This is a genomic window from Neobacillus drentensis (genome assembly GCF_036962765.1).
In the GTDB taxonomy this organism is placed as follows: Bacteria; Bacillota; Bacilli; order Bacillales; family Cytobacillaceae; genus Neobacillus; species Neobacillus drentensis_C.
The window spans coordinates 71654-83830 of the sequence record NZ_JBALOS010000027.1; the positions used below are offsets into that span (position 1 = coordinate 71654).

General features: G+C 37.9%; 13 protein-coding genes. 10 read left to right on the plus strand and 3 right to left on the minus strand.

All coding sequences use genetic code 11. The annotated features are described in order from the left end of the window. Nucleotide 1: 1 nt before the first annotated feature. Nucleotides 2–280 carry a YtzH-like family protein gene (locus V7137_RS04665; RefSeq protein ID WP_335696976.1) on the minus strand — a complete coding sequence of 93 codons (279 nt, stop codon included), beginning with the start codon at nt 278–280 and terminating at the stop codon, nt 2–4. 163 nt (nt 281–443) lie between these two features. On the opposite strand from V7137_RS04665, the gene trmB reads away from it, so the two are divergent. After that, nucleotides 444–1085 carry a tRNA (guanosine(46)-N7)-methyltransferase TrmB gene (trmB, locus tag V7137_RS04670; protein ID WP_335696977.1) on the plus strand — a complete coding sequence of 214 codons (642 nt, stop codon included), beginning with the start codon at nt 444–446 and terminating at the stop codon, nt 1083–1085. Between the two features lie 97 nt (nt 1086–1182). Beyond that, nucleotides 1183–2025: a YtnP family quorum-quenching lactonase gene (locus V7137_RS04675; RefSeq protein ID WP_335696978.1), complete on the plus strand. Its 843-nt coding sequence runs from the start codon at nt 1183–1185 to the stop codon at nt 2023–2025. A 42-nt stretch (nt 2026–2067) separates the two neighbouring features. Here the strand turns inward: V7137_RS04675 and V7137_RS04680 are convergent, their stop codons facing one another. Continuing rightward, the gene (locus V7137_RS04680) at nt 2068–2397 is read right to left on the minus strand and encodes a PepSY domain-containing protein (RefSeq protein WP_218349347.1); all 330 of its coding nucleotides are present in this window, start codon (nt 2395–2397) and stop codon (nt 2068–2070) included. A gap of 179 nt (nt 2398–2576) precedes the next feature. Here V7137_RS04680 and V7137_RS04685 point away from each other — a divergent pair, with 179 nt between their 5' ends. The 6 genes from V7137_RS04685 to murC all read left to right on the plus strand — a co-directional run bounded on the left by V7137_RS04685 (nt 2577) and on the right by murC (nt 9718). Then, a complete protein-coding gene (locus tag V7137_RS04685) occupies nt 2577–3650 on the plus strand; it encodes a M42 family metallopeptidase (RefSeq protein WP_335696979.1) in 1074 nt (357 codons plus the stop codon). A 58-nt stretch (nt 3651–3708) separates the two neighbouring features. After that, nucleotides 3709–4218 (plus strand): DUF84 family protein, encoded by a 510-nt coding sequence (locus V7137_RS04690; protein ID WP_335696980.1) that lies wholly within the window; start codon nt 3709–3711, stop codon nt 4216–4218. Between the two features lie 125 nt (nt 4219–4343). Further along, nucleotides 4344–4658, plus strand: a complete 315-nt coding sequence (locus V7137_RS04695) for a thioredoxin family protein (RefSeq protein WP_335696981.1) — start codon at nt 4344–4346, stop codon at nt 4656–4658. A 90-nt stretch (nt 4659–4748) separates the two neighbouring features. After that, entirely contained in the window at nt 4749–5537 is a 789-nt protein-coding gene (locus tag V7137_RS04700) for a DUF1444 domain-containing protein (RefSeq protein ID WP_335697032.1), read from the plus strand. 163 nt (nt 5538–5700) lie between these two features. Continuing rightward, a complete protein-coding gene (locus V7137_RS04705) occupies nt 5701–8184 on the plus strand; it encodes a DNA translocase FtsK (RefSeq protein ID WP_335696982.1) in 2484 nt (827 codons plus the stop codon). Between the two features lie 232 nt (nt 8185–8416). Further along, entirely contained in the window at nt 8417–9718 is a 1302-nt protein-coding gene (murC, locus tag V7137_RS04710; protein ID WP_335696983.1) for a UDP-N-acetylmuramate--L-alanine ligase, read from the plus strand. Between the two features lie 114 nt (nt 9719–9832). Here the strand turns inward: murC and V7137_RS04715 are convergent, their stop codons facing one another. Next, on the minus strand, nt 9833–10948 hold the full coding sequence (locus tag V7137_RS04715) for an aminopeptidase (RefSeq protein ID WP_335696984.1): 1116 nt from the start codon (nt 10946–10948) through the stop codon (nt 9833–9835). A gap of 224 nt (nt 10949–11172) precedes the next feature. Here V7137_RS04715 and V7137_RS04720 point away from each other — a divergent pair, with 224 nt between their 5' ends. After that, on the plus strand, nt 11173–11631 hold the full coding sequence (locus tag V7137_RS04720) for a DUF948 domain-containing protein (RefSeq protein WP_335696985.1): 459 nt from the start codon (nt 11173–11175) through the stop codon (nt 11629–11631). Between the two features lie 23 nt (nt 11632–11654). Next, the gene (locus V7137_RS04725) at nt 11655–12128 is read left to right on the plus strand and encodes a YtxH domain-containing protein (protein ID WP_335696986.1); all 474 of its coding nucleotides are present in this window, start codon (nt 11655–11657) and stop codon (nt 12126–12128) included. Nucleotides 12129–12177: the final 49 nt, after the last annotated feature.

Below are 12177 nucleotides of genomic sequence, written 5' to 3' on the forward strand. Positions count from 1 at the left end.
ATCAGGAAAATTGATCAATATCACTTACCCAGCTTGATAAGTTTGCTTGGTTAGATAAAATATGTTGATCTAAATCATCCGTACCAACTCCATGTTGGCTGTATTGATATACATCCTGTAAGATATTCTTAACATTTTGATCAACCTGTGTATTTACCATTAGGGATTTCACTAAGCGCTCTAATTGTTCGCATTCGGCAACGGACCCGCAGCAATCTGTTTGATGATTGTTTAATATATCTTTTAATAAGGTAACTTGGTCATCATGACTTAATGGCATGAATGTACACCCTCTCAAGTGTTATTTAAAAACAAGAATTCACACTGTTAGGTTGTGAATTCTTTTTTTGTTTATGCATTATCTTATTTCCATAAAGTTAAACTTGGAAGGTAAAATGGTGCATAATATGTAATGAACAATATTATTATTAGGAGTGTCAAAAATGAGAGTTAGACATAAACCTTGGGCAAAGGAAAAAATAGAGCAACATCCGCAATATATCGTCCCTAATCCTGAACAATTTAAAGGAAAATGGCATGAAGTATTTGAAAAGGATCAACCAATTCATATTGAGGTGGGAACAGGAAAAGGTCAATTTATAACCGAAATGGCAAAAGCAAATCCAACGATAAATTATATTGGCATTGAACTATACGATAGTGTCATTATTACTGCTTTGGAACGGTTAATCGAAGCAAATTTACCAAACCTCAAACTTCTTAATGTAAACGCAGTGGATTTACCTAAATACTTTGCCAAAAATGATGTCAATCAGGTCTATTTGAACTTTTCCGATCCATGGCCAAAATTTCGTCATAGAAAAAGAAGATTAACTTATAAGGATTTTTTAAAGACTTATGAGGATATTATGGTTGACGGTGGAGAAATCCATTTTAAAACGGACAATCAAGGTTTGTTTGAACATTCTTTAATAAGCTTTTCAGAGTATGGATTATTATTAACGTTTATCAGTCTAGATCTCCATAAAAGTGATTATGAAGGTAACATCATGACGGAGTATGAAGAGAAATTTTCTGAAAAGGGAAGTCGCATTTATCGTTGTGAAGTGAAATATCAAAACTAACTTAGTGGACAGTTCATTTGTTGAGCTGTTCTTTTTTATTTTTCCTCCTAATCAGACAATGTTAAAATATAGAAAAGACACAAAGGGGGAAGAATCGTTGGAAACAGTTAAAATTGGCGATGTCAAACTGACGTGGTTATCTGGAGGAGTAACAAATTTAGATGGAGGTGCCATGTTTGGGGTTGTTCCGAAAGGATTATGGTCGAAAAAATACCCTCACAATGATAAAAATCAAATCGAACTACCAACAGATCCGATTTTAATTCAAATGGATGGGGAAAATTTCTTAGTAGAAACTGGTATTGGTAAAGGGAAATTATCAGAAAAGCAATTAAGAAATTATGGTGTAACGAGAGAATCAGAGTTGGATGAATCATTAAGGAAGCTTGGTTTAAAAGCAGAAGACATCGACTATATCTTGATGACTCATTTGCATTTTGACCATGCCGGCGGCCTGACAAACCTGAAGAACGGACAATACGTTTCTGCCTTTCCTAATGCTCGAATTATAACTTCACAAGTCGAATGGGACGAAATGCGTAATCCGAATATTCGGTCGAAAAATACATATTGGAAAGAAAACTGGGAAGCGATTGAGACCCAGGTAGTGCCTTTTGAAGAAAAATGGAACTTTGGGGCGTTAACGATGATCCATACTGGCGGTCATAGTGAAGGACATTCGATCTTGATTGTCGAGGATGCTGGCGAAATGTTAATTCATATGGCTGACCTGATGGCAACTCACGCACATCAACCCGTTTTGTGGGTGATGGCCTATGATGATTATCCAATGACCTCGATTACCGCTAAAGAAAAATTGTTGCCCTATGGATTGAATAATAACGCGTGGTTCAGTTTTTATCATGATGCTTTTTACCGGGCAGTGAAATGGGATGCGGACGGAAAGCAAATAATCGAAAGTATTAAAAGGGAAAAATAAGCTTTAAAAATAGCCGTAACCTTTTAGGTTCGGCTATTTTCACTATGAAACAAGATCGCTGGACAATGTCCGCACGTCCAAAAGAGTACCTGTATGGGCATCGGCGATGAATTCAAATTGCTCTGTTGTACCATTATTATTTTTAGAAATACCGCCTTTATAGACACTGTAATTAATTTGCTGCTTTTCATACGGTTCTGCTTCCATATGTATCCATGAACCGTTGATGGGTCCATTCTTAGTAAATTGTTTTTTTACCTGTTCTAATACCTTTTCAGGTGAAACATTGGTTTTACTATTAATAATTTCTTTTGCAGCATATCCTCCAATCAAACCGACCGCTGCACCGAGGAGAAACGATTTCCAATTCATAACAGGACCTCCAAAAGATAAATTTGGAAAAGATAGGATTCTCTTCTCAGTATATCGTATTTACCGATAGGAACATACTATTACAAATATTAAATTCAATTGATGGAAAGAGAAACCAAAGTTCTGTAAAATTAAAATGTGTACATAAACAAACTGAGAAACCTAAAGGAGCCTCAAAAATGAACGATCAAACCTTAAAGCTTTTTCAAACATTAACAGAACTTCCCGGTGCTTCTGGTAATGAACATTTGGTAAGAAAATTTATGAGGGAGCAATTATCTCAATACTCAGATGAAATTATTCAAGATAATCTGGGCAGCATTTTCGGGGTAAAAAGAGGAGCAGACAACGGGCCAACTGTCATGGTAGCAGGTCATATGGATGAAGTAGGCTTCATGGTGACAGCTATAACCGATAATGGGATGCTTCGTTTCCAGCCGCTTGGGGGATGGTGGAGTCAAGTTATTCTTGCCCAGCGTGTTCAAGTGATGACAAATAATGGTCCTGTTATTGGTGTCGTTGGGTCGATACCACCACATCTATTAGACGATGCAAAGCGTAATAGACCTATGGAAATTAAAAATATGCTGATTGATATCGGTGCAGATGACCGTGAGGATGCAAAACGCTTAGGGATCAAGCCAGGTCAGGCCATCCTGCCAATTTGTCCATTTACACCAATGGCCAACCCGAAAAAAATATTAGCAAAAGCATGGGATAACCGCTATGGTTGTGGTTTAGCTATTGAATTACTTCAGGAATTAAAAGATGAAACATTGCCAAATACTTTGTATTCAGGGGCCACAGTTCAAGAGGAAGTGGGGTTACGGGGTGCACAAACTGCCGCTAATATGATTAACCCTGACATCTTTTTTGCTCTAGATGCAAGCCCAGCTAACGATATGTCGGGCGATAAAAATGAGTTTGGTCAATTAGGGAAGGGGGCATTACTCCGCATCCTAGACCGCACAATGGTTACTCATCGCGGAATGAGAGAGTTTGTACTGGATACGGCAGAATCACATAACATTCCATATCAATATTTTGTTTCACAGGGTGGAACGGATGCAGGTAGAATTCATCAATCTAATGAAGGCATTCCAAGTGCCGTTATCGGTATTTGTTCACGCTATATTCATACCCATGCCTCTATCGTTCATGTGGATGATTATGCTGCAGCTAAAGAACTAATTGTTAAACTAGTTAGAGCTTGTGACAAAACAACGGTAGATACGATTAAAGCTAACAGTTGATATTTTCAGGGGGCATTTTTATGCTCCCTTTACCATTTCAAAAGGAGTACATTGCATCATGAAAATTATCATTGGATCGAAGAACCCAGCTAAAATTTCTGCAGTGAAAAATTGTTTTTCTGATCAGCATGAGTTTGTGGACTTAGATATCCCATCTGGTGTTAATGAACAGCCGTTTTCAGATGATGAAACCATTAAAGGGGCAATTAATCGGGCAGTGGGTGCATTAAAACAGGGAAATGGCGATATTGGGATTGGTCTTGAGGGCGGTGTTCAGGAAACGAGCTTTGGATTGCTCATCTGTAACTGGGGAGCACTTGCAACAAACGAGAGAGAACCGTTTATTGCAGGAGGAGCTAGAATCCTTCTCCCTGAGGAAGTTGCAGCCAGACTGAGAGCTGGAGAAGAGTTGGGTCCAGTAATGGATGATTACGCCAAAATGCAAAATGTAAGCAAGCATGAAGGGGCAGTTGGGATTTTTACCAGTGGATCCATCAATCGGGTTGATATGTTTACCCATCTTATGAAGCTCTTAGTGGGGCAATATACCTATTATTCCAGCCGCTAAAAAATAGAGTAAGGGTATCCTATCTGGAAACGTTTGGTGCAAAAGATTGGACTGTACCTAAGTGGGACTGTTATGATTTGAAAAGAAGAATTAAAAACGTAAAGATTCAAACGGAGGCGTTGAACTTGAAGAATTTAGAGTCAGTAGAACAATTTGAACAACTGCACAATCATGGAAAAACCATCTTTATGTTTTCAGCAGGCTGGTGTCCAGATTGTCGCGTTATTGAGCCAGTTTTACCAGAAATCGAATCCAAATTTAATGAGTATACCTTTATTCATGTAGACCGAGATCAGTTTATTGAGATATGCCAGCAATTGGATGTTTTTGGAATACCAAGCTTTATTGCTTTTGAAAATGGAAACGAATTAGGGCGATTCGTAAGTAAAGACCGAAAAACACAAGAAGAAATAGAAAATTTTATTTCAGGTTTAAAATAAAAGGAAGTAACTCTCCATCACTTTGAGATGGGGGGTTTTTCATGTAAAATAGACTTGGCAGCTCCTAAGATGGAGGGATTCAAAATGAAAATGGATAGTAGAAAAATGAAAGCAGAATTAGAAAGACGCTTGGCTGGTGAAGATCGGGTAATCTCATATGATCGGGAAAAAGATCAACTGCGATTTGAAAGCAAACTCTCAGGCAAGGGGATAACTGTTGCTCTACCAGGAATAATTGCCAAATGGCATGTCGAAAAAGAAAAAGCTATCGATGAAGTCGTTTATTATATCGAAGAAGGGCTGCATGCGATGGAAGACGCAGTTCAGTTAACCGATCATGAGAAAAAAATCTTCCCCGTTATTCGCTCCTCTTCTTTCCCAACGGAAGCAGAAGAGGGCGTGCCATTCTTAATAGACGAGCACACTGCGGAAACAAAAATTTATTATGCGTATGATCAAGGGAATACCTATCGGTTAATCGACTCACGTATCATGGCAAAAGAAGGCTGGGAAGCATCGCGGATTAGAGAAATAGCTTTATTTAATGTAAGATCACTTTCCACTCCGCTAAAAGAGGATCAGGTCGCCGGCAATAGCTTTTACTTTCTTAACACCAATGATGGATACGATGCAAGCAGGATCTTAAACAAAGTTTTCTTAAATGAAGTTGGGAAGCAGATTACGGGAACAATGGTGCTTGCTGTTCCACATCAGGATGTGTTAATTATTGCTGATATTCGAAACGATCGAGGTTATGATGTGATGGCACAAATGGCTATGAGCTTTTTTGCAAACGGTCATGTCCCCATAACAGCTTTATCTTTTTTATATGAAAATGGTGAATTAGAGCCTATTTTTATTTTAGGAAAAAATAAATAATCAATATAGAAAAAGGGTCACGATTGTATAGTGATCTTTTTTCATTAATCCCTTTTCGGATTGCATGTATTTTGACTCATTTAAAAGAATTGTGTCGAAAAAATATGAAAAACTGATAAAATAGAGTGATAGACGAAAGTAGTTAGTAGAAAGAGTGATAGTTTTGAGCTGGTTCCAACACCTTTTTCAAAAATTAAGAAAAGATGATGAAGAGGATGAATTTGAAGGGTACATTTTACATAAGCACCAAGAAGGAATGCCCTTTCTAAATAAATATGAAAGTCTAAAGGACTTAGAGACGAAGATTTCTTATCAATACCCAAAAGGCAGTAATCATCCTTTTCATCCACCAAAACCTAAAGAAACCCAAAATAAAAAAGAAGAAACATTGCGCCAAAAAAGAATAACCAGGCAACCCGAACCTGAAACAAGAAAAATGAGGCCAAAACCGGAAGTCCAAACGGTAAAACAGGATGTGCCAAAAATTAATAAAGAACCATTCGTTAAGAAAAGCGGTCCTTTCCAACCGACGGAGATTCCTTCACCTGTTTTTGGGTTTAATCGGCCGAAGAAGAATACGAATAAAATCGTGGAGCATGAATTAAGTCATTTTATAGAAGAAGATAGTGAAAATCTGATTGACAATCTGATTTCAGCAGAAAAGATGACGACTGAATTAAAGATTACAGGACGAACTGAGATGGACATCGAAGTTTACAAGACAGAATCAGCATTTGAAAAAAGTAATTCTGAAGAAGTTGCGGATGTCCTCGAAGAAATAAACGCTTCTGAAAATCATGACATCGAAGTTGCGATGGTAACGCCAGCGTCGACAGAAAAGCTGTTAGATTTGGTCGAAATAGAAGACGTGCATGAAAAAGAAGTTCAGGATGAAGATGCAATCGAAATAAGAATGGCAGAAGATTCACTTGATGAGGTAAAGGAATTAATTGCAGCTGCAGATGATTTAATCTATACAGAAGAGGTCTTGCCTGAACCAGAGGCTTTACCAGAACCGCCTGTACCAAAGCGTTCCCATTTACCATTTAATGTGATGATGTTGAAACAAGATAAACAAAAATGGGAAGAGCGTAAGAGAAGAAAATCATTGGAATCCCAGGTTATCCCGCCAACAGAAAATGTGCAGCCAGAAAAGGCTAACCAAGAGCTCGACCTCTTTAAAGGAATGGAAGAGAACAGCCAAGATCATACAGATGATAGTCAATATGTACTTCCAGGATCTAGCTTGCTTAGTCCTCCTGTTACAGTGGTGAATGATACTAAATGGCTATTAGAACAAGAGGAGATTTTAAACGAAACATTACAAAACTTTAATGTCGGTGCAAGTGTCGTCAATGTGACACAAGGTCCCTCAGTTACCCGGTTTGAGGTTCAGCCTGAGCCCGGTGTTAAGGTCAACAAAATTACCAACTTAAGTGATGATATTAAGTTAAGTCTTGCAGCAAGAGACATTCGGATTGAAGCTCCTATCCCAGGTAAACATACGATTGGGATTGAAGTTCCGAATCAAACGTCGCGTCCAGTATTCATAAATGAAATAATTCAAAGCAGTACCTTCAAGGAATCGACCTCTCCATTAACAGCAGTGCTCGGTCTTGATATTGCTGGAAAACCGATCGTGACAGATTTGAAGAAAATGCCGCATGGTTTGATTGCTGGGGCGACAGGGTCAGGGAAAAGTGTTTGCATTAACACCATTTTAGTTAGCTTACTATTTAAAGCCAGCCCCGAAGATTTAAAGCTTTTATTGATAGATCCAAAAATGGTCGAACTCGCACCGTATAATCGGATTCCGCATCTAGTTAGTCCAGTCATTACGGATGTGAAGGCGGCAACTGCTGCCTTAAAATGGGCCGTTGATGAAATGGAAAGACGTTACGAATTATTTGCCCATACCGGTGTTCGTGACATTAACCGTTTCAATGAACAGGCAATGAAACATAAGCAGTATGCCGATAAACTTCCTTTTATTGTGATTATTATTGATGAGTTAGCAGATTTAATGATGATGTCACCAGCGGATGTGGAAGAAGCCATTTGTAGAATTGCTCAAAAAGCAAGAGCATGTGGAATCCATTTAATTGTTGCCACCCAAAGGCCATCGGTTGATGTAATAACCGGCTTAATTAAGGCAAATATTCCTACTAGAATTGCTTTCTCTGTTTCATCTCAGGTAGATTCGCGCACCATCATTGATATCAGCGGGGCAGAAAAGCTACTAGGCCGCGGTGATATGTTATTCTTAGAAAATGGATCCTCTAAACCTGTCCGTTTGCAAGGAACGTTTGTCTCGGATGAAGAGATTGATCTTGTTGTTGCTCATGTGAGAGAACAGCGTGAACCAGATTACTTGTTTGAGCAAGAAGAATTATTAAAAAAAGCACAAGTAACTGAAAATGAAGATGAACTTTTTTATGATGCTTGCGAATTTATTATTGAACAAGGTGGTGCGTCTACTTCCAGTCTTCAAAGGCGCTTTAAAATTGGCTATAATCGAGCTGCAAGATTGATGGATATGCTTGAGAACAATGGCTATATTACAAGTGCAAATGGAAGCAAAGCACGTGAAGTATTAATTACTGAAGCTGATTTAGAGTCTATTCAAGAGGATAGTGCAAATAATTAATCTATAGTATTCTTTCATGACATGGACAAATAATATATAGTGTACTGATTAAGCAGAATTTAAAGAATTTGTTTACAAATAGTTTTTCAGGTTAATTAATGATATAATTATTAAATATGTTTTTTAGAGGTTATTGAATTTTAGTGTACAATAGCACTCTGTTTTTCTTGTTAGCAAATACAGACAGATGTCATATACTGTTTTACAGATAGACGTTGTTGGAGGTTCTTCTATGACTATTTACCATTTTGTCGGTATAAAGGGGTCTGGAATGAGTGCACTCGCACAAGTTCTACATGATATGAAATTTCAGGTGCAAGGCTCCGATGTCGAAAAGCGCTTTTTTACACAACTGGCCCTTGAGCAATCAGGGATTACCATTCTTCCTTTCCAAAAGGAGAATATTAAGCCAGGGATGACGATCATAGCAGGGAATGCCTTTCCTGATACACATGAGGAAATTCAAGAGGCAATGAAACTTGGGCTCCCTATTGTGCGTTACCATCGTTTTTTAGGTGACTTTATGCAAAACTTTACTAGTGTGGCAGTTACTGGTGCGCACGGGAAGACGTCAACAACAGGCTTACTTGCCCATGTGATCGAAGGGGCTAAGCCAACATCATTTTTAATTGGTGATGGGACAGGTAAGGGTAGAGAAGGATCAGAATACTTTGTATTTGAAGCTTGTGAATACAGAAGGCATTTTTTATCTTACTTTCCTGACTATGCGATTATGACGAATATTGATTTTGATCATCCTGATTATTTTGCAAATATTGATGATGTCTTTTCAGCCTTTCAAGAGATGGCTATTCAAGTGAAAAAAGGAATTTTTGCATATGGCGATGATGAACAGTTACAAAAAATCCAAGCAAAAGTCCCTGTCTTGTTTTATGGTTTTGTCGATGAAAATGACTATCAAGCAAAAAATCTTGTGAAAACAACTAGTGGAACGACTTTTGATGTATTCATTCGGAATACATTTTATGACACATTCTCCATTCCAACTTTTGGCGATCACAGTGTATTAAACGCACTTGCCGTTATTGGATTGTGTCATTATGAAGAAATTAATGTAGAGGTAGTCAAGAACCAATTAACTACCTTCCAAGGTGTGAAGAGAAGATTTTCGGAAAAAAGAATTGGGTCACAAATATTAATCGATGATTATGCCCATCATCCAACTGAAATAAAAGCAACGATTGATGCAGCTAAGCAAAAATATCCGGATCGTAAAATTGTGACCGTATTCCAACCACATACCTTTTCACGGACTCAAGCGTTCCTTGAAGACTTTGCTAAAAGTTTACGAGCAGCTGATAAAGCCTATTTATGTGAGATTTTCGGCTCTGCTCGTGAAAATCATGGAAAACTAACAATCAAAGACCTTCAGGGACGAATTGACGGGTCTGAAGTAATTACGGAAGACAATACCTCCGTATTAAATGAATTTGAAAATAGCGTTATTATTTTTATGGGAGCTGGAGATATTCAAAAATTCCAGGAATCCTATGAAAAACAATTAGCGAAATAAAAAAGAAAGGATGCCATCAGATAGTTGGCATCCTTTCTTTTTTTGGTAATAGATAGTGGTGATTTTTGCGAAAATCAATTCTTTATAACTCCACTTTCACCTTTAATCGAGCCTTTATTTAAGACTCTCTGGGTTTAATACTTCTAATTCTGGGAGAACAAACAGGCCGTCTTTGCGGATTAATACATCATCAAAATAGATTTCTCCGCCGCCGTACTCAGGCCGCTGGATATTCACCATATCCCAGTGGATATTGGAATGGTTGCCATTAAAGGCATCATCATAACACTGCCCTGGTGTAAAGTGGAAGCTGCCAGCAATTTTTTCATCAAATAAGATGTCTTGCATTGGATAAAGGATAAATGGATTAACCCCTATTGCAAATTCGCCAATATAACGGGCACCTTCATCTGTATCAAAAATTTTATTGATCCGACTAGAATCATTAGACTCCGCTTCAACAATTTTCCCATCCCGGAAGGTCAGCTTCACATTTTCAAATGTAAATCCTTGATAGGGTGAAGGAGTGTTATAGGTAACAACTCCATTGACTGAATCGCGAACAGGAGCCGTATAAACTTCGCCATCAGGAATATTTAATCGTCCTGCACACTTAATGGCCGGGATATCCTTAATTGAAAAGCTAAGATCCGTTCCTGGACCTGTGATTCGGACTTTGTCTGTTCGGTCCATTAACGCTTTCAGGCTGTCCATGGCTTTATCCATTTTTCCGTAATCGAGATTACAAACATCAAAATAAAAGTTTTCAAAGGCTTCTGTACTCATTTTTGCTAATTGAGCCATTGAAGAAGTTGGGTACCGAAGGACAACCCATTTGGTCTTTGGCACACGAATGTCACGATGCACTTTTTTTCCAATGGTATTACCATGGATTTTCATTTTATCATCCGGCACATCTGATTGTTCGCTGATGTTATCACCCGAACGTAGACCTATGTATGCATCCATCTTAGCCATCACATTTGCTTCGAATTCTGCCATCATATTATAGTGCTCTTCTTGTGCTCCTAATAAGAGCGAACGGTCCACTTGATGGTCCTTTAACAGCACAAAAGGGTATCCCCCAGCTATATAGGCTTCCTTCACAAGGGCAGTCACAAGTTCACGCTGAAGCCCGAAGTTTTCAATCAAAACCTTTTCACCCTTTTGAAGTTGGACCGAATAATTAATTAAGTTTTTTGCTAGTTTTTCAATACGAGGATCTTTCATTTTTTTATGCCTCCAACAAAAATTATCTAGGTACATTCTTATTGTAACCGAATCAAGCCATAAAGTTGAAAAATTAATCTTTCGTCCTGCAATAGATTCATTTTTTTTATTTGAAGCAGCAGGAAAAGAGGACAAATATATGGAAGTAGTATAAGATAATAGCGAGGTTTATATCTATACTTGATGGGTAATACATATTGATAGGATTAAGGCGGAGGTGCACAATGCAAATAATTTTATACTTAAGCGTAGCCTTGATAGCAATCGCATTTTTTGTGCTTGTCATATTTTTATCGACAACACTCAAATCATTTCAAGTTACACTTACAAGCGTTTCGAAAACATTGGCTGGACTGGAAAAACAGTTGGATGGTGTTACAGCCGAAACCACCATACTTTTACAAAAAACAAACGCATTAGCAGATGATCTCAAACAGAAATCTGAAAGTTTAACTAGTGTAGTTGAAGCAGTAAAAGATGTGGGTACAACAGTTACTAAATTCAATGGAACCCTACAAAACATTACAAAATCAGTAGATAAACAAGTAGAAGAAAGCAAAGAAAAGATTTCGCAAATTGTTCAATGGAGTAATGTCATTTTAGAATTAAAGGATAAGTGGCAGGCGAGAAAGCAAGCAAAGAACGAGATTAACTTAGAAGGCAAGAAGATTAGATCTCATTAGAAAAAATAGAGGAGGAAATGAAGATGTCAAATAGGGATTTTGATTCAAGAGATACGAATCAAACTAGAAATGAGAAGTCATCCAATAACTTTCTGCTTGGAGCTTTTATCGGAGGAGTAGTTGGTGCTGCTGCTGCACTCTTTTTAGCCCCAAAGTCGGGAAAAGATCTTCGCCATAAGGTTAGTAACCAAGCTGGTTCCATCATCGACAAGACCTCAACTATCAGAGNNGAATTAGTCTCAAAAGGGTCCTCCTTATCCCAAGGAATTGTCCTCCAATCCACAGGTCTATTGAATAAGGTTAAAGGAAAAATAACAAACGAGGGCGTTGTGGAAGACAAAGGAGAATCAACCTATATTCCCATTCAACTCCCGAAAGAAAAGAGTAAATCGAAGAATACCATCGAAATTGGAAACCGAGATAGCTCTGAAATAAGAAGAAAACTTGAAGAAGCTAAAAGAGCGTTAGAAGAGGAAGAAAATAAGGTTAAACTTTAGGCTGTATTAAAGATTATTGTTGATATTATTGCAATGTTGATTGGAGCGC